At 71.9% G+C, this 17400-nt stretch carries 18 protein-coding genes; 13 read left to right on the top strand and 5 right to left on the bottom strand.

Going from position 1 to position 17400, the window contains the following annotated elements; translation table 11 throughout:
- The 3 genes from Q0938_RS11680 to Q0938_RS11670 are packed head-to-tail and all read left to right on the top strand — an operon-like array spanning position 1 to position 3085.
- Positions 1 to 1167, top strand: coding sequence for an 8-amino-7-oxononanoate synthase (locus Q0938_RS11680; RefSeq protein WP_299362413.1), 1167 nt, complete (start codon positions 1 to 3; stop codon positions 1165 to 1167).
- Complete coding sequence (locus Q0938_RS11675; RefSeq protein ID WP_299362409.1) at positions 1152 to 1835, top strand: ATP-dependent dethiobiotin synthetase BioD; 684 nt, start codon at positions 1152 to 1154, stop codon at positions 1833 to 1835. Before Q0938_RS11680 ends, Q0938_RS11675 begins: the two co-directional genes overlap by 16 nt.
- Positions 1832 to 3085 carry an adenosylmethionine--8-amino-7-oxononanoate transaminase gene (locus tag Q0938_RS11670; protein ID WP_299362407.1) on the top strand — a complete coding sequence of 418 codons (1254 nt, stop codon included), beginning with the start codon at positions 1832 to 1834 and terminating at the stop codon, positions 3083 to 3085. Before Q0938_RS11675 ends, Q0938_RS11670 begins: the two co-directional genes overlap by 4 nt.
- 65 nt (positions 3086 to 3150) lie before the next feature.
- Here the strand turns inward: Q0938_RS11670 and Q0938_RS11665 are convergent, their stop codons facing one another.
- Positions 3151 to 4539 carry a Glu/Leu/Phe/Val dehydrogenase gene (locus Q0938_RS11665; protein WP_299362504.1) on the bottom strand — a complete coding sequence of 463 codons (1389 nt, stop codon included), beginning with the start codon at positions 4537 to 4539 and terminating at the stop codon, positions 3151 to 3153.
- A 316-nt stretch (positions 4540 to 4855) separates the two neighbouring features.
- Between Q0938_RS11665 and Q0938_RS11660 the strand changes: the two genes are divergently transcribed.
- The 3 genes from Q0938_RS11660 to Q0938_RS11650 all read left to right on the top strand — a co-directional run bounded on the left by Q0938_RS11660 (position 4856) and on the right by Q0938_RS11650 (position 5938).
- Positions 4856 to 5194 carry a hypothetical protein gene (locus Q0938_RS11660; RefSeq protein WP_299362404.1) on the top strand — a complete coding sequence of 113 codons (339 nt, stop codon included), beginning with the start codon at positions 4856 to 4858 and terminating at the stop codon, positions 5192 to 5194.
- Between the two features lie 11 nt (positions 5195 to 5205).
- Positions 5206 to 5481, top strand: coding sequence for an I78 family peptidase inhibitor (locus Q0938_RS11655; protein ID WP_299362401.1), 276 nt, complete (start codon positions 5206 to 5208; stop codon positions 5479 to 5481).
- Positions 5482 to 5551: 70 nt separating this feature from the next.
- Complete coding sequence (locus Q0938_RS11650) at positions 5552 to 5938, top strand: DUF2794 domain-containing protein (protein ID WP_299362399.1); 387 nt, start codon at positions 5552 to 5554, stop codon at positions 5936 to 5938.
- 65 nt (positions 5939 to 6003) lie between these two features.
- Here Q0938_RS11650 and Q0938_RS11645 read toward each other — a convergent pair whose 3' ends face one another.
- The 4 genes from Q0938_RS11645 to Q0938_RS11630 all read right to left on the bottom strand — a co-directional run bounded on the left by Q0938_RS11645 (position 6004) and on the right by Q0938_RS11630 (position 8719).
- Entirely contained in the window at positions 6004 to 6855 is an 852-nt protein-coding gene (locus tag Q0938_RS11645) for a crotonase/enoyl-CoA hydratase family protein (protein ID WP_299362396.1), read from the bottom strand.
- A 3-nt stretch (positions 6856 to 6858) separates the two neighbouring features.
- Complete coding sequence (locus tag Q0938_RS11640; protein ID WP_299362393.1) at positions 6859 to 7785, bottom strand: AEC family transporter; 927 nt, start codon at positions 7783 to 7785, stop codon at positions 6859 to 6861.
- Positions 7786 to 7888: 103 nt separating this feature from the next.
- Positions 7889 to 8194, bottom strand: coding sequence for a sulfurtransferase TusA family protein (locus Q0938_RS11635; protein ID WP_366942750.1), 306 nt, complete (start codon positions 8192 to 8194; stop codon positions 7889 to 7891).
- A 9-nt stretch (positions 8195 to 8203) separates the two neighbouring features.
- Positions 8204 to 8719, bottom strand: a complete 516-nt coding sequence (locus tag Q0938_RS11630; protein WP_299362391.1) for a DUF2478 domain-containing protein — start codon at positions 8717 to 8719, stop codon at positions 8204 to 8206.
- Between the two features lie 110 nt (positions 8720 to 8829).
- On the opposite strand from Q0938_RS11630, the gene mobA reads away from it, so the two are divergent.
- From mobA to Q0938_RS11595, 7 genes are all read left to right on the top strand, one after another.
- The gene (gene mobA / locus Q0938_RS11625) at positions 8830 to 9408 is read left to right on the top strand and encodes a molybdenum cofactor guanylyltransferase MobA (protein WP_299362389.1); all 579 of its coding nucleotides are present in this window, start codon (positions 8830 to 8832) and stop codon (positions 9406 to 9408) included.
- A gap of 89 nt (positions 9409 to 9497) precedes the next feature.
- Complete coding sequence (locus Q0938_RS11620) at positions 9498 to 10397, top strand: DMT family transporter (RefSeq protein ID WP_299362386.1); 900 nt, start codon at positions 9498 to 9500, stop codon at positions 10395 to 10397.
- Positions 10398 to 10454: 57 nt separating this feature from the next.
- Complete coding sequence (locus Q0938_RS11615) at positions 10455 to 11450, top strand: ligase-associated DNA damage response exonuclease (RefSeq protein ID WP_299362384.1); 996 nt, start codon at positions 10455 to 10457, stop codon at positions 11448 to 11450.
- A complete protein-coding gene (locus Q0938_RS11610) occupies positions 11447 to 13090 on the top strand; it encodes a cisplatin damage response ATP-dependent DNA ligase (RefSeq protein ID WP_299362382.1) in 1644 nt (547 codons plus the stop codon). The genes Q0938_RS11615 and Q0938_RS11610 overlap by 4 nt, the downstream gene beginning before the upstream one ends.
- Positions 13087 to 15609 (top strand): ligase-associated DNA damage response DEXH box helicase, encoded by a 2523-nt coding sequence (locus Q0938_RS11605; protein WP_299362379.1) that lies wholly within the window; start codon positions 13087 to 13089, stop codon positions 15607 to 15609. The genes Q0938_RS11610 and Q0938_RS11605 overlap by 4 nt, the downstream gene beginning before the upstream one ends.
- Positions 15610 to 15619: 10 nt before the next feature.
- Positions 15620 to 16318, top strand: a complete 699-nt coding sequence (gene pdeM / locus Q0938_RS11600; RefSeq protein WP_299362377.1) for a ligase-associated DNA damage response endonuclease PdeM — start codon at positions 15620 to 15622, stop codon at positions 16316 to 16318.
- A 78-nt stretch (positions 16319 to 16396) separates the two neighbouring features.
- Positions 16397 to 17314, top strand: a complete 918-nt coding sequence (locus Q0938_RS11595; RefSeq protein ID WP_299362375.1) for a PHB depolymerase family esterase — start codon at positions 16397 to 16399, stop codon at positions 17312 to 17314.
- Positions 17315 to 17400 lie beyond the last annotated feature (86 nt).

Here is a 17400-nt window from a genome sequence, read left to right as displayed (position 1 = left end):
GTGCCCCGGGGGTCCGATCCGGCCGATGCGCCAGCTGACCGTCTGGCCCCGTTCCGCCGCGACCTAGAGGCGCTGGCGGGCGAAGGACGCGCCCGGCGGCTGATCGGGCGGGCCGGCGTCGATTTCGCCTCGAACGACTATCTGGCACTGGCGGGCGCGCCGCGGCTGGCCGCGGCGATGCGCCGAGCGCTGGACGACGGCACCCCGGTCGGCGCGGCTGGGTCCCGGCTGCTGCGCGGCAATACCCGGTGGCACGAGGCGTTCGAGGCGCAGGCCGCGGCCTTTTTTGGCGCCGAACGGGCGCTGATGTTCGGCGGCGGCTATGTCGCCAATCTGGCGCTGTTCGGCACTTTGCCGCAGCGCGGCGACCTGGTGCTGATGGACGCGCTGTCGCATGCCAGCACCCAGGAAGGGGCGCGGCTGACCCGGGCCGAGACGGCGCTGTTTCGGCACAATGACGCGGACCACGCCGCGGATGTGATCACCGGCTGGCGGCGGGATGGCGGGCGCGGGTCGGTGTGGATCGCGGTCGAGAGCCTGTACAGCATGGACGGGGACCGGGCGCCGCTGGACGCGCTGGCGCAGCTGGCCGACGCGCACGGGTTCCTGGTGGTGGACGAGGCCCATGCCACCGGCGTCTGGGGGCCGCACGGCCGGGGCCTCTCGGCGCATCTGGAAGGGCGCGGCAACGTCATCACCCTGCACACGCTGGGCAAGGCGCTGGGCGGGTCCGGGGCGCTGCTGTGCCTGCCGGCGGTGCTGCGCGACTTCATCGTGAACCGGGGCCGGCCGTTCATCTTTGCCACGGCGCCGTCGCCGCTGATGGCGGTCGCGGGGGCCGAGGCGCTGGCAATCCTGCAGGACGAGCCCGACCGGCAGGCCGAGCTGCATCGCCGTATCGCATTGTTCGAAAAGGAACTGTCCGCACGGTTGCCGCAGCTGCCGGTCAGTGGCAGCCAGATCGTGCCGCTGATCCGTGGGCCGGCGGCCGAGACCATGGCGCTGGCCGGGCAGTTGCAGGCGCGCGGGTTCGACCTGCGCGGGATTCGCCCGCCCACCGTCCCCGAGGGCACCTCGCGGCTGCGGGTGGCGCTGACGCTGAATGCGGAGCCCGCCGACATCGTCCGGCTGGCCGAAACGCTGGAGGAATTGTGGGACGGTTCGTGATCACCGGCACCGGCACGGACATCGGCAAGACGGTGTTCGCGGCGGGGCTGACCGGGCTGATCGGGGCCGATTACTGGAAGCCGGTCCAGACCGGTATTTCGTGCGATGTTCATGCACGGTTCATGCAGCTTTCACGAAACGTTCCTGCGCCGGATGTGCCCTATCTGCCACAGCCCGGCAGCGACGCGGAGTTCGTCGCGCGGATGACCGGCGCCCGCATCCACCCCGAGGCGGTGATCCTGCCCGAACCGCTGTCGCCCCACCGCGCGGCCGAGCTGGCCGGGGTGACCATCGACCCCGACGAGCTGGTCCCGCCCGGTGCCGACCGGCTGGTGATCGAGGGCGCCGGCGGGGTGCTGGTGCCGGTCACCCGCGATCTGCTGTCGGCCGAGCTGTTCGCGCGCTGGGACCTGCCGGTGATCCTGTGTGCGACGACGGGGCTGGGCACGATCAGCCACACGCTGACCGCGCTGGAATCGCTGCGGGCGCGGGGTTGCCGGGTGCATGGGGTGGCGTTCATCGGCGACGACAATCCCGACAACATCGCCACGATCGCGGCGCTGGGCGCGATCCGGGTGCTGGGCCGGTTGCCGCGGCTGGCCCCGCTGGACGCGGACAGCCTGGCCGCGGCGATGCGCGCCCATTTCCGGGCGGGGGATTTCCAATGATCGACGGGCCGGTCTGGCACCCGTTCACCCAGCATGCGACCGAGCCCGCGCCGCCGGTGGTGCAGCAGACCGATGGCGCCTATCTTGACACCGACCGGGGCCGGCTGATCGACGCGATCTCCAGCTGGTGGGTGATCACCCACGGCCACCGACACCCGGCGATCATGCAGGCGATCACCGAAACCGCCGCGCGGCTGGACCAGGTGATCTTTGCCGGGCTGACCCATCAGCCGGCCGAGGATCTGGCCGCCGGGCTGGTGCGGCTGGCGCCTGCGGGGCTGACAAGGGTGTTCTATTCCGACAGCGGATCGACCGCGGTCGAGGTCGCGCTGAAGATGGCGCTGGGCTACTGGCAGGCGCGGCCGGGCGGGGCCGGGTCCCGGCACCGGATCGTGGTGATGGAGCATTCCTATCACGGCGACACGATCGGCACGATGAGCGTGGGCGAACGCGGGGTGTTCAACGCCGCCTACGAGCCGCTGATGTTCGGGGTGGACCGGATCCCGTTCCCGACCGGCGACGGGCGGAACACGGGCGAGGCGTTCCGGGCGCTGGCCGCGACCGGCGAGATCGCGGCGCTGATCGTCGAGCCGCTGGTGCTGGGCGCGGGCGGGATGCTGATGTACCCGCCCGACATCCTGCGCGACCTGCGGGCGATCTGCGACGCGCACGGGGTGCTGCTGATCGCCGACGAGGTGATGACCGGCTGGGGCCGGACCGGGCGGCTGTGGGCCTGCGATCATGCCGAGATCGCGCCGGACATCCTGTGCACGTCCAAGGGGCTGACCGGGGGCGCGGTGCCGCTGGCCGCGACGCTGGCCAGCGAGCCGGTCTATCAGGCGCATTTCTCGACCGACCGAGCGCGGACCTTCTTTCATTCGTCCAGCTATACCGCCAACCCGATCGCCTGCGCGGCCGGGCTGGCCAACCTGCGGCTGTGGGAAGCCGGCGGGATGCAGGCGACGCTGGACCGGGTGGCGGCGCTGCAGGCCGAGCGGCTGGCCGACTTGGCGGCGCGGCCCGGCTGGGTCAACCCGCGAAGGCAGGGGACCATCGCCGCCATCGACCTGAGCGTCGCGGCGGCGGGCTATCTGGCCGAGGACGGCCCGCGGATGCGGGCGCATTTCCTGGATCACGGGGTGCTGCTGCGGCCGCTGGGCAACAGCGTCTACGTGCTGCCGCCCTATTGCGTCACGGCGGCCGACCTGGACGCGGTGTGGGGCGCGATCGCCGCCTATCGGCGCGGCTGAGAACGGCCCCGGTCGGGGGCCGCCCGCGTTGTTCCGGCCGGCGGTGCGAGCGCGGCCGCGGCGGGCTACAGCCCCAGCGCGTAGTAGCTGTCGGCGATGCGGCGGATCGCCACCATGTAGCCGGCGGTCCGCAGGTCGGGCACCCGGCTGTCATTGTCCATCGCCGTGACCATGTTCTGGAACGCCGCGCGCATGGTATCGTCGAGGCCCGAGCGCACCAGCTCCAGCTCGTCGGCCCCGGTCAGGTAGCGCTGCTTGAACCCCGCCGACAGGGTCCAGCCCAGCCCGGTGTCGTCGGACAGCCGTTCCAGCTCCTCGACCAGCAGCCGGTGGCGGTCCTCCTCCTGCCGGCGTTCCAGCCGGCCGAAGCTGATATGGCCGATGTTCTTGACCCATTCGAAATAGCTGACCGTCACGCCGCCGGCATTGGCGTACATGTCGGGCACGATCACCACGCCGCGGTTGCGCAGGGCGGCGTCGGCGTCGGCGGTGATCGGGCCGTTCGCGGCCTCGACTATCATCCGGGCGCTGATCTCGGCGGCGTTGCCTTCGTGGATCACGCCCTCCATCGCGGCGGGGATCAGGATGTCGCAGTCGAGCGTCAGGGCGCGGGCCGATTCGGGGTCGAAGCTGCGCCCGCCCTCGAAATCGCGGACCCCGCCGGTGCGGCGCAGATGCGCGGCGAGTTCCTCGATGTCCAGCCCGTCGGGGTTGATGACGGCGCCGTCGCGTTCGGCCACCGCGATGATCCGGGCCCCGTCTTCCTGGGACAGGAACTTGGCGGCGTGATAGCCCACGTTGCCCAGCCCCTGGACCACGATGCGCTGGCCGTCGAGGGTGCCCGACAGCCCGGCCCGGGCCAGCAGCTCGGGGGTGCGGAACACCTCGCGCAGGGCGTACTGCACGCCGCGGCCGGTCGCCTCGGTGCGGCCGGCGATGCCGCCCATGCTGAGCGGCTTGCCGGTGACGCAGGCGCGGGCGTCGATATCCTCGGGGTGCAGGCGCTTGTAGGCGTCGGCCATCCACGCCATCTCGCGTTCGCCGGTGCCCATGTCGGGGGCCGGGACGTTCTGGCTGGGCGAGATCAGCCGGCGGCGGCTGAGCTCGTAGGTAAAGCGGCGGGTGATGCGCTCCAGCTCGTCCTCGTCCCAGTCGCGGGGGTTCAGGCACAGCCCGCCCTTGGAGCCGCCGAAAGGCAGTTCGACCAGCGCGCATTTGTAGGTCATCAGCGCGGCCAGCGCCTCGACCTCGTCCTGGTTGACGCTGGAGGCGTAGCGGATGCCGCCCTTGACCGGTTCGTTGTGTTCGGAATGGACCGAGCGATAGCCGGTGAAGGTGTGGATCTGGCCGCGCAGCCGGACCCCGAAGCGGACCGTGTAGGTCGAGTTGCAGACCCGGATCTTTTCGGCCAGTCCCGGCGGCAGGTCCAGCAGCCCCACCGCCTGGGTGAACATGCTGTCGACCGAGTCGCGGAACGATCCCTCGGGCGGCACCGGGTGCGCGGCGGGAAGGGTGGCGGGCGGGGTGATCGCGTCTGACATGGACGTCTCCTGCGCAATGAACCGGGTGAGGGCAGGCTGACACGGATCGGTGCGTGGCGAAAGCCGCAGGATGTCGGCGGGCGGCGGCGGCGGGCGGGGGCGACGGGGCAGGCCGGCGCAAGTGCCGGGCGGGACGCGGAAACTTGAACGCGGTACGGTGCGGGGCCGGTTCTCAAACCCCCGCGGCAAAGGCTATAACCCGGGAACCGACTTACAAGCGATGGATGAGATGATCGACAGACTGTTCGCCCCGGCCCTGCTGTCCGTGCTGCTGGCCGCCTGCGCCCCCGTCGCGGTTGCGCCGCCCCCGGTCGAGCCGGTGGCTGCGCTGCCGGTGGTTCCGGTGACCGGCATCGCCGGGCTGGAGGAACGTGAGCCCGACGCCTGCCATGCCGGGGACTATGTCGCCGCGCTGGGCCAGCCGGGCACCATCATCCCGTCGCTGGGCGTGTCCCGCGCCTATCGCGTGGTCGAGTATCGCGGCATCGAGCCGCAGGAATACGACCCGCTGCGGATCGTGTTCCGGCTGGACCAGGCCGGCAACATTTCCAACATCGACTGCGGTTGAGGAGCGTGATGATGACCCGACTGATGCTGACGGTTCCGCTGCTGGTGCTGGCCGGCTGCGTGGCGCCGATGCCGCCCGCCGACCCCCAGCCCGACCTGGATGCCTGCAAGGCGTCGGCCTATCAGGGGCTGGTCGGCCAGCCCCGGTCGGTGCTGCGCACCATGATGCTGCCGGCCGGCAGCCGGGTGATCGGACCCGGCGACGCCGTCACCATGGATTACAACGTCGAGCGGCTGAACGTCGAGATCGGCGTCGACGAGCGGATTTCCAAGGTCGCATGCTATTGATGCAGAAGGCCCGTCCGGTCCCGGTTGATTTGCGATTGATCGGGGCCGGGCGGGCTGTCACGCTGGCGTCATGCTGACCCCGCTTTCCCCGCCCGCCTCGCCGCCCGGTTCGTCCGGGTCGGGGCAGCCGCAGGGCGGGCCGTTCCCGGCCCCGGCACCGCCGCAGACGGCGTTCGACCGGGCCGAGCTGGCGCTGATCCTGTCGGTCTATGGCCGGATGGTGGCGGCCGGCGAATGGCGCGACTATGCGATGTCGTTCCTGCGCGAGGTGGCGGTGTTCAGCATCTTTCGCCGCGCCGCCGAGACCCCGATCTATCGCATCGAGAAACGGCCCAGGCTGCGTGGCGCGCAGGGGCAGTACGCGGTGATCGGGATGGACGGCCGCATCCTGAAGCGCGGCCACGATTTGCGTGCGGTGCTGCGGGTGTTCGACGGCAAGCTGATCCGCGCGGTCTGATCCTGTCGCTGCCGGTCGCGGGCTCCGGTGTGAACCCGCGGGCCGTTGCAGCGTCCGCAGCCGGGTCAGGCCCTCGGCGCCGACCCGCCGTCGCCGTCGCCGTCGCGGGCGGCCGGGTCCGCGTCCGGCCTGATCCGGGCGGCGGTGCCCCTGGCAAAGGCCTCCAGCCGGGCGCGCGCGGCCTCCTGCGTGTTGACGACGCCGGCGACCACCGACTCCGCATAGGCCGCGTCCAGCGCCGACATGTTCTGCATGTGGCTGATCGCCGAGCAGATCGCGAAGTTCGACAGCGGCGGGTTCTGGGCCGCGGCGCGGGCGATCTCGAACGCCTTGGCCTCGCTGTCGTCGACCCGGTACTGGGCCAGCCCGACATCCACCGCTTCCTGCCCGCGATAGAGCCGGCCGGACAGCATCATGTCGATCATCCGCGCCTTGCCGATCAGGTCGGCCACCCGGATCGTCGCGCCGCCGCCGGTGAACAACCCGCGCTGGCCCTCGGGCAGGCCGAAATAGGTGCCCTGGTCCATGACCCGGATATGCGCGGCCGAGGCGAGTTCCAGGCCGCCGCCCACCACCGCGCCCTTGAGCGCGGCGATGATCGGGACGCCGCCATACTCCATCTTGTTGAACGCCTCGTGCCAGCGCAGGCAGACATGCATGAAGTCGCCGGCCGAGCGGTCGGCCTGCCAGTGTTCGACCAGGTCCAGCCCGGCGCAGAAATGCGGGCCTTCGGCGCGCAGCACGCAGGCGCGGGCCCCGGCCCGGGGCAGGGTCGAGAACAGCTCGATCAGTTCGTCGATGGTGGCGGCGTCCAGGGCGTTGCGCTTGGCCGGGCGGTTCAGGGTCACCACGGCGATCCCGTCCTCGTCCATCGTGAACAGAAGGTTTTCGAGATGCAGTTCGGAAATCTTGCGCATGGATCAGCCCCTTGTGATGGCGTGGATGACGATCGGGACGGTCACGATGCTGACCGCCGTGGAAATCAGGATGGCGGCCGAGACGCGCTGTTCGGCCACCCGGAAGTGATGGGCGAGGATGTAGACATTGCCCGCCACCGGCAGCGCCGCGGCGGCGACCATCACGCCCGCCGGCCCCGCGGCCACCCCCATCAGCAGCGCGGTCGCCCCGACCGCGGCGGGGTGCAGCACCAGCTTGGCCCCGCTGAGCCAGATGGCCGGGCCGATCCGCCCCACCGGCCGGCGGGCCAGCGAGGCGCCGATGGCGAACAGCGCGCCGGGCGTCGCGGCGCTGCCGAGCAGGGTCAGGAAATCCATGAACGGGCGCGGCAGCGGCAGGGACAGCGCGGCCCAGGCCAGCCCCGCGACCATCGACACGATCATCGGGTTTGCGACCACCCCGCGCAGCGCCGCGGTCAGCGTGCCCAGCCCGATCCGCCCGTAGCGCGCGGCCGAGATGATCAGGGTGATCATCGTCGAGAACACGATCATGTCGAGGGTCAGCACCATCAGCACCGGGCCGATCGCCGCGTCGCCCAGCAGCACGACCAGCATCGGCACGCCCAGAAAACCGGTGTTGCCGATCATCCCGGTATGCGCCTCCATCGCGGCCTCGGCCAGGCGCGCGCCGCGCATCCGCGCCACGACGAAGCAGACCGCCCAGACCGCCAACGACCCGGACAGATAGGCCACCGCGAAGCGCAGGTCGAACAGCGCGGCGATGTCCAGCGTCGCGGCCAGGCGGAACAGCATCGCCGACAGCGCGAAATAGAACACGAAGCGGGTCAGCCAGGCCGTCGCATCGGGGGGAAAGACGCGCAACCAGCCGGCCGCAAAGCCCAACCCGATCAGCGCGAAGAAAGGCAGCGTTTCAAGGAAAATCGCCTGCACCGGCGCTCTCCTCATCCGTCATGCCGTCGCCGCGCGCACAGAACCATCTCTGCCCCGGGGGTGCAAGGCGGCGGGCAGTGCGGGGCGCGGCCGGGGGGGCCGGTCAGCCGCGGCGGACGGTGAAGACGCGGGCGCCGTCGGGGGCGCTGTCGGTGGCGATCAGGACATGCCCGGCCTGGTCGCAGAAATGCGGCACGTCGATGACCGCGGCCGGGTCGGTCGCGATCAGCCGGACGAGGCGGCCGGGCGGGGTTCCCGCCAGCACCTTGCGCAGCCGCAGCACCGGCAGCGGGCAGAGCATGTCGCGGGCGTCGATCTCGCGGGGGGCGAGGTCAGGCGGGGAGGTGCCGGACCCGTCTCGGCCGGGTCGGCCAGGCTTGTCGGCGTCAGGATGGTCGAGGCCGGGCACGGCGGGCGATCAGGCGGCCGCGCGCAGTGCCGCGGCTTGGCGGCACCAGTCCAGTGCCGCGTCGGGGGCGACCGGCCGGGCCAGATCGCCGGCGAAATTGGCAAAGGGTCCGGCAAACCGCGCCGCGACCGCGACCAGAACCGGGATCCCGTCGGCCAGCGCCCCGGCGATCAGGTCGCGAAAGCCGCCGCCCTCGGCCTCGATCTTGCCGAACTTGTTGACGATCACGAGGTCGGCGCCGCGATCCAGCACCACGGCCGCGCGCCCGGCGGCGACGGCCAGCGCCCCGCCATCGACGCGGCAGCCGGACGAGCCGTTGCCCAGCGACTGCGAGATCCGGATCGGCGGGCCGTCATCGCCCAGCACCGTCAGGTCCATGTCGCAGCTGCAGTCGGCGCCGCGGTCCAGGTTGGTCTGCACCGCCCCGGCGAGGCGCAGCCCGTCCGCGGCGAGGGTTTCGGCGATGTCGGCAAGCAGCCGGTCGGCGGCGCCGGGTGTATCGGGCAGGGTGACATACGCGAGCATGGCGCCAGCATAGGGCCGCGCACCGGCCCCGGCAACGGCCACGTGTGGTCGCAGCAGGCCGGGGGCGGTGGCGCTTGCATCGCCGCCGCGGCTGCGCAGGATGCGGGGCGATGGATCACGCCTGCATCATCCTGGCCGGGGGCGCGGCGCGGCGCATGGGTGGCGGCGACAAGCCGCTGCTGCCCCTGGCCGGGCGGCCGCTGATCGCGCATGTGATCGAGCGGCTGGGCGCGGCACACGCGATCAGCGCCAATGGCGATCCGGCCCGCTATGCAAGCTTCGGCCTGCCGGTGCTGCCGGACCGTCTGCTCCCCGGCACCCCCGACCGGCCCGGTCCGCTGGCCGGCGTGCTGGCGGGGATGGACTGGGCTGCCGGGCGCGGCATCGCCCGGATCGTGACGGCGCCGGGCGACACCCCGTTCCTGCCCCGCGACCTGGTCGCGCGGCTGCTGGCGGCGGGCGGGACGGTGGCGATGGCCACCCATGAGGGGCGCGACCATCCGGTCGCCGCCGCCTGGGACGTGGCGCTGCGCGACGAGCTGCGCGCGGCGCTGGCCGCGGGGTTGCGCCGCCCGGTGCTGTGGGCCGACGGGCTGGGGGCGCGGCGCGTGGCATTCGCGGGGGACGACCCGTTCTTCAACATCAACACGCCCGCCGATCTGGCGGAGGCCGGGCGCCGCACCGCCTGACCGCGGACGGGCGGGGGCGAGGCTGGACAATCCGCCGCGCCCCGCCTCTAGTGGCGCGACTTCTGGCGTGCAGCATGGCGGGAAAGCGGATGGACCTGCGGGCGATCCTGATGGGGCTGGCCTTTGCGCTGTTCTGGGCGTCGGCCTTTACCACCACCCGGGTGATCGTCACCGCCGCGCCGCCGCTGACCGCGCTGGTGATCCGCTTTGCGCTGTCGGCGGTGCTGGCGATCGGGCTGGCCCGGCTGCTGGGGCAGCGGATGCAGTTCTCGGCCCGCGAATGGCGGGCGCTGGTGATCTTTGGCCTGTGCCAGAACGCGCTGTATCTGGGGCTGAACTGGGTCGGCATGCAGACCGTCGAGGCGTCGGTTGCGGCGATCATCGCGTCGATGATGCCGCTGCTGGTGGCGCTGTTCGGACGGGTGTTCCTGGGCGAACGGCTGCGGCCCATCGCCGTGGCCGGGCTGGTCACCGGACTGCTGGGCGTGGCGCTGATCATGGGGGTGCGGCTGTCGCGGGGGCTGGACCCCTGGGGGACGGTGCTGTGCCTGATCGCGGTGGTCGCGCTGACCGTCGCAACGCTGACGGTGCGGGGCACCGGCGGCGGCCAGAACGTGCTGATGGCGGTCGGCGCGCAGATGGCGGTCGGCGCCGTCGCGCTGGCGCTGCCGGCGCTGGTCTGGGAATACGGTCAGCCGATCCGGTGGAGCTGGACGGTGGTGCTGGCGTTCCTCTACACCGTGGTCGCACCGGGGATCGGCGCGACCTTCATCTGGTTCCTGCTGGTCAAGCGGATCGGCGCGGTGCGCGCCGCGACATTCCATTTCCTGTCGCCGCCATTCGGGGTGGCGATCGCCGCGGCGCTGCTGGGCGAACGGTTTGGCGCGTCGGACGTGATCGGGTCGATCATCGTGGCGGCCGGCATCCTGATGGTGCAGCTGGCCCGGCTGCCAGCGGTGCCGCAGGCGGTCGGGCAGCTGCGCCGCTGACCCGGCGTCACGCAGGCGTCGCCCGGGAACGCGCGGGCGGGCAGGGGGTTGAACGGGATGCGTGCCGACGACGTGCTGTACCCCACCGAGGCCGGGCTTTACTGTGCGCCCGGCGATTTCCACATCGACCCGGTGCGGCCGGTTCCGCGGGCGCTGATCACCCACGGCCACGGCGACCACGCCCGTGCCGGGCATGGCAGCGTGCTGGCCACCCGCCAGACGCTGGAGATCATGGCGATCCGCTATGGCGAGGATTTCTGCGACCGGCGGCAGGTGGCTGACGGCCCGGTCGAGGTGAACGGGGTCCGGGTCAGCTTTCACCCGGCCGGGCATGTGCTCGGGTCGGCGCAGATCCGGGTGGCCGCGCCCGGTGCGCCGGTGATCGTGGTGTCGGGCGACTATTGCCGGACCCCGAACCCGGTCTGCGCGCCCTGGGAACCGGTCGCCTGCGACGTCTTCGTCACCGAAGCCACCTTTGGCCTGCCGGTGTTCAAGCACCCCGATCCGGCGGCGGAAACCCGGCGGCTGCTGGCCAGCATGGCCGAGTTCCCCGACCGCGCGCATCTGGTCGGCGCCTATGCGCTGGGCAAGGCGCAGCGGGTGATCGCGCTGCTGCGGCAGGCCGGCCATGACCGGCCCATCCATCTGCACGGCGCGGTGCAGCGGCTGACCGACTATCACGTCGCGCAGGGGGTGGAGCTGGGCGACCTGCGCCCCGCGACCACCGCCGGCGAGATCGAGGGGCAGGTGGTGATCGCGCCGCCCTCGGCCTTTGCCAGCCCCTGGGTGCAGCGGTTTCGCGACCCGGTGATCTGTTTCGCCAGCGGCTGGATGGCGGTGCGGGCGCGCGCCCGCCAGCGCGGGGTGGAACTGCCGCTGATCGTCAGCGATCACGTCGACTGGCCGCAACTGACCGGGACCCTGCAGGAGCTGCGCCCCGACGAGGTCTGGGTGACCCACGGCCGCGAGGAGGCGCTGGTCCGCTGGTGCGAACTGAACCAGCTGCGGGCCCGTCCGCTGCGGCTGGTCGGCTATGAGGACGAGGCCGAATGAAACGCTTTGCCGCGCTGCTGGAACGGCTGGCCTTCACCCCGTCGCGCAATGCCAAGCTGCAGATCCTGCGCCACTATCTGGAACGCACGCCCGATCCCGACCGGGGCTATGCGCTGGCGGCGCTGACCGGTGACCTGAAGCTGCGCGCCGTCACCCCCAGCCTGCTGCGCAGACTGGTCGCCGAACGCTTCGACGCCGAGCTGTTCGCGCTGTCCTATGATTTCGTCGGCGATCTGGCCGAAACCATCGCGCTGATCTGGGACGGCACCCCGCAGGGCGACCTGTCGCTGGCCGAGGCGGTGCAGATCCTGGAAACCACCGGCAAGGCCGGCCTGCCCGCCGCGATCGCCCGGGTGCTGGACCGGCTGGGCCCGTCCGAACGGCTGGCCTTCCTGAAGCTGGCGACCGGCAATCTGCGGATCGGGCTGTCGGCGCGGCTGGCCCGCACTGCACTGGCGGGGATGGGCGCGCCAGACATCGCCGATATCGAGGAGATCTGGCACGGGCTGACGCCGCCCTATGCCGAGGTGTTCGACTGGATCGCGGGCGGGCCGCGCCCGGCCCATGCGGCGCGGGCGCCGTTCCGGCCGGTGATGCTGTCCACGCCGGTCGACCTGGACGATCTGCGGGGGCTGGACCCCGCCGACCACGTCGCCGAGTGGAAATGGGACGGCATCCGGGTGCAGGCGGTCAGCGACGGCGGGGTGCGGCGCCTGTATTCCCGGACCGGAGAGGACGTGTCGGGCGCCTTTCCCGACGTCATCGCCGAGATGAATTTCGAGGGCGCGGTCGATGGCGAGCTGCTGGTGCGGCGCGCGGGCGAGGTCGCCAGCTTCAACGAGCTGCAGCAGCGGCTGAACCGCAAGACCGTCAGCCGGGCCATGCTGGGCAGCCATCCGGCCGGGCTGCGGGTCTATGATCTGCTGATCTGGGGGGGCGAGGACCTGCGCAGCCGCCCCCTGATGGACCGCCGCGCAGTGCTGGAAGCCGCGGATTTCGGCAGCGACCGGATCGACGTCTCGGCGCTGCTGGCGTTCGACGGCTGGGACGATCTGGCCGCGCTGCGCGCCGACCCGCCCGCCGCGGTGATCGAGGGGGTGATGATCAAGCGGCGCGATTCCCCGTATGTCGGCGGTCGCCCCCGCGGGCCCTGGTTCAAGTGGAAGCGCGATCCCCGGGTGGTGGACGCGGTGCTGATGTACGCCCAGCGCGGCCACGGCAAGCGGTCCGGGTTCTATTCGGATTTTACCTTCGGCCTGTGGGCGGACGATCAGCTGGTGCCGGTCGGCAAGGCCTATTTCGGGTTCACCGACGAGGAGCTGCGCCAGCTGGACCGGTTCGTGCGGTCGAACACGACCGAGCGGTTCGGCCCGGTCCGCGCCGTGGCACCCAAACTGGTGCTGGAGGTCGCGTTCGAGGGGGTGAACCGCTCGACCCGGCACAAGTCGGGGGTGGCGCTGCGCTTTCCCCGGATCAGCCTGATCCGCTGGGACAAGCCGGTGGAGGAGGCCGATCGGCTGGTGACGCTGGAGGCGATGATCGAGGGCGAGGACGCGGCGCGCCCCGGCACCCGGCACGGCCGGGCCAGGCGGCGCGGGACGGAGGCCCCGGTCGCGGACCCCGACGAGGGCGGCGCATGACCCTGCCGCCGGCGTTCCGGGACTGGTTCGCCCGGCAGGGCTGGACCCCGCATCCGCACCAGCTGGAGCTGCTGGCGACGCAGGACGACACGCTGCTGATCGCGCCGACCGGCGGGGGCAAGACGCTGGCCGGGTTCCTGCCGTCGCTGATCGACCTGAAGGACGGCTGGACCGGGCTGCACACGCTGTATGTGTCGCCGCTGAAGGCGCTGACCGCCGATATCGGCCGCAACCTTGCCCGGCCGGTGGCCGATCTGGACCTGCCGATCCGGGTCGAGGACCGCACCGGCGACACCAAGTCCGCGGCCCGCCAGCGCCAGCGCACCGATCCGCCCCAGATCCTGCTGACCACGCCCGAAAGCCTGGCCCTGATGCTGTCCTATCCGGAGGCGCCGCGGATCTTCGGCAGCCTGCGCCGGGTGGTGCTGGACGAACTGCACGCGCTGGCCGAATCCAAGCGCGGCGACCAGCTGATGCTGGGTCTGGCCCGGCTGCGCGGGCTGGCCCCCGGGCTGCGCGTCACCGGCCTGTCGGCGACCGTCGAGGACCCGGACGCGCTGGCCCGGTTCATGGGCGGCGCGCAGGTGCTGCTGGCCGATCCGGGCCCGGACCCGGACATCGCCATGCTGCCCACCGCCGCTGCCGCCCCCTGGGCCGGCGGCAACGGCCATTACGCGGTCCCCGAGGTTCTGGCGGCGATCCGCGGCGCCACCACGACGATCGTGTTCATCAACACCCGCGCCCAGGCCGAGCTGTTCTTTCAGGCGCTGTGGGCCGCCAATGACGACAACCTGCCGATCGGCCTGCACCACGGCAGCCTGTCGCGCGAGGCAAGGCAGAAGGTCGAGGCGGCAATGGCCGCCGGCGCGCTGCGGGCCGTCGTGGCGACCGGCTCGCTGGACCTGGGGATCGACTGGGGCGGGGTCGATCTGGTGATCCAGGTCGGCGCGCCCAAGAACGTCAAGCGGCTGGTCCAGCGGATCGGCCGCGCCAACCACCGCTACAACGCGCCGTCCCGGGCCCGGATCGTGCCCGCCAACCGGTTCGAGGTGATCGAGTGCGTGGCCGCGCTGGAGGCGGTGCGCGAGCGCGACCTGGACGGAGAGCCGCGCGGTCCCGGCCCGCTGGACGTGCTGTGCCAGCATATCCTGCTGACCGCCTGCGCGGGGCCGTTTGACGCGGATGCCCTGTTTGCCGAGGTGGCGGCCGCCGGCCCCTATCTGGACCTGGCGCGGGACGATTTCGACGCCTGTCTCGATTTCTGCGCGACCGGCGGCTACGCGCTGAAGGCCTATGACCGCTGGCGGCGGCTGATGCAGGTTGACGGGCTGTGGCGGCTGCGCGACCCGCGCGCCGCCCGCGACCTGCGGATGAACATCGGCACGATCATCGACCCCGAGGTGATGAAGGTCCGGTTCCGGCGCGGCGGCCAGCCGCTGGGCGAGGTCGAGGAGGGGTTCGCGGCGACCCTGGTGCCGGGCGACACGTTCCTGATCGGCGGCATGACGGTCCGTTACGAAGGGCTGCGCGAACTGACGCTGGAGGTGACGCCGAACCCGCACAAGGAGCCGCGCATCGCCACGTTCAACGGACTGAAGCTGGCCACCTCGACCGAGCTGTCGCACCGGGTGCTGGCGCTGATCGGCGACCCAGACCGCTGGGACGCGCTGCCGGCCAACACCCGCGACTGGCTGGCCCACCAGGCCGCGGCCTCGGCCCTGCCGCAGCCCGGGACGCTGCTGTCCGAAAGCTTCCGGTTCGACGGGCGCTGGCATTTCGCGCTGTACGGGTTTGCCGGGCGCAACGCGCTGCAGACTCTGGGGCTGCTGATGACCCGCACGATGGAGGTGGCGGGGCTGGGGCCGCTGGGGTTCCTGGCCACCGATTATGCGCTGCTGGTCTGGTCGGTCGATCCGGTGACCGACACCGCGCCGCTGCTGGACCGGGCCGCGCTGCGGGCCGGGCTGGGCGACTGGCTGGCCGGCAATGCGGTGATGAAGCGGACCTTTCGCAACGTCGCGATCATCGCCGGGCTGATCCAGCGCAACATGCCGGGCGGGCGGCGCAGCGGCAAGCAGGCGACGTTTTCCAGCGACATCCTCTACGACACGCTGCGCCGCTATGACCCCGACCACCTGCTGTTGCGGATCACAGCGATCGAGGCCGGTCGCGGGCTGGTGGATTTCGGCCGGATCGAGGAGATGCTGGAGCGGTCGCCCCGGCTTGACCACCGGATGCTCGACCGCGTATCTCCGCTGGCCGCGCCGCTGATGCTGGAAATGGGGCGGGTGCGGATCGACGGGCAGGGCCGGATGCGGCTGGCCGAGGCAGAGGCAGAGGCGATGATGCGGGACGCAGGGCTGACCCTGACCCATGATCCTGCGCAGGCGGCGGTGCAGGCCGGGATCGGCGACGGGGTGAACCGGCCGGCGACCGGGGTCGGGCGGCGGGCGCGCGGCACCACCACGCCGCGGCCCCGCCGCGCGCCCCGTCCGGCCACGGTGCCGCTGCCGCGATGACGGGTTTGCGATGACGGGGTTCCGGTTCGTCTGGCAGGGGCTGACGCTGGAGGCGCGCTGTTCGGGCGCGTTGTGGATGCCGGACGACCGCTGCCTGGTCGTGGCGGACTTGCATCTGGGCAAGTCCGAACGCATCGCCCGGCGCGGCGGCGCGCTGCTGCCGCCCTATGACGCGGCCGAGACGCTGCGCCGGCTGGACGAGGAGATCGCGGCGCTGGCGCCGGCGCGGGTCATCAGCCTGGGCGACGGGTTCGACGATGACGCCGCAGCCGAGGCGCTGGACACCGACGTGACGGCCGGACTGGCCCGGCTGGCCGCGGGGCGCGACTGGGCGTGGGTGGCCGGAAATCACGACCCTGCGATGCGGGGGACCCGTCTGCCGGGCCGCGCGGCGGCCGAAATCCGGCTGGCCGGTGTGACGCTGCGTCACGTGGCGGTGCCGGGGGACGGGCCGGACATCAGCGGGCATTATCATCCCGTGGTGCGGCTGGCCGGCGCACGGCGTCGGGCGCTGCTGGTGGGGCAGGACCACCTGATCCTGCCGGCATTCGGAAGCTATACCGGGGGGTTGGATGCCGGAGAACCCGCGCTGGCGGGGCTGGTTCATGGCGGCTTTGCCGTGGCCTGCCTGCACCGGGCCTTGCCGGTGCCGCTGGCGGCGCCGACCGGACCGATGATGCGACGGGCCCGACAGAACGTCACATCATAGCTGCGTGCCGCTGCGTCCGCGGAACGGAATGGCTGCGATGCACGTTTCTGCACTGCAGCATAGCGAAAGGACTTTCTTGTGGAACTTCCCCTGTTCACGTTTGGAGACTGGGTCAAGGCCGCCTTCGACCTCGGGTCGGGAGGGGGCATCGATCATCCGGCGGCGGCGGGCGGCATGTCCGGCAGGGCGTCCGTGGATCCGGGCACCGGCAGCCTGATCGAGGCGCTCGGCGTCACCCCGCATGGGCAGCGCGACTATCTGCTGTTCATTCCGGCCCGTCCTGCCCCTCGCCCGATGGTCATCCTGATGCTGCACGGCTGCGGGCAGAGCGCCGCCGACTTCATGGCGGCATCACGGATGAACGACCTGGCCGCCGCGCACGGTGCGCATGTGATCTGGCCGCAGCAGGATCGCCGCGACAACGGCATGCGCTGCTGGAACTGGCATGACCCGCAGCATCAGGGCAGCGATGGCGGCGAACCGGCACTGCTGGTCGAATTGCTGGACCAGGTGCTGCAGGATCATGGCCTCGCAGATGCCGACGTGTATGCCGCGGGCCTGTCCGCGGGGGGATCGATGGCGGCGGTGCTGGCCGGCGCCTTCCCGTCCCGGTTCAGGGCGATCGGGGTCCATTCCGGGCTGCCGCCGGGTGCCGCCGCGAGCCTGTCCGAAGCGATGCGTGCCATGCGCGACGGCGCCGCACCGGGGGCCGACAGTGGCGTCCCGATGATCCTGTTCCATGGCGACCTGGACGATGTGGTCAGCCCGGTCAACGGCGACGCGCTGGCCCATCACATCGACGGGTCGCCCGAATCCGGTGCGCATGAGGGCCGGCACGAATGGACACGGCGGCAGGGCCAGGGGGGCGAGTACTGGCTGATCCACGGCTTGGGCCACGCCTGGTCCGGTGGCGCGGCGGGGCTGGACCATTCCGACCCGGCCGGGCCCGACGCCAGCAGCGAGATGATGCGGTTCTTCCTGCAGCATCGCAGCTGAACCGTGTCGACGGCCACGCCTGCTGCCGCTGACGACTGACCGACACCAGCGATGGCCACTGACACGGAAAAGCCGCAGCCAAGGGG

The sequence above is a fragment of the uncultured Paracoccus sp. genome, assembly GCF_947496875.1.
In the GTDB taxonomy this organism is placed as follows: Bacteria; Pseudomonadota; Alphaproteobacteria; order Rhodobacterales; family Rhodobacteraceae; genus Paracoccus.
The sequence above is the reverse complement of the archived record's forward strand: the minus strand, read 5'-3'. Positions and strand labels throughout refer to the sequence as shown.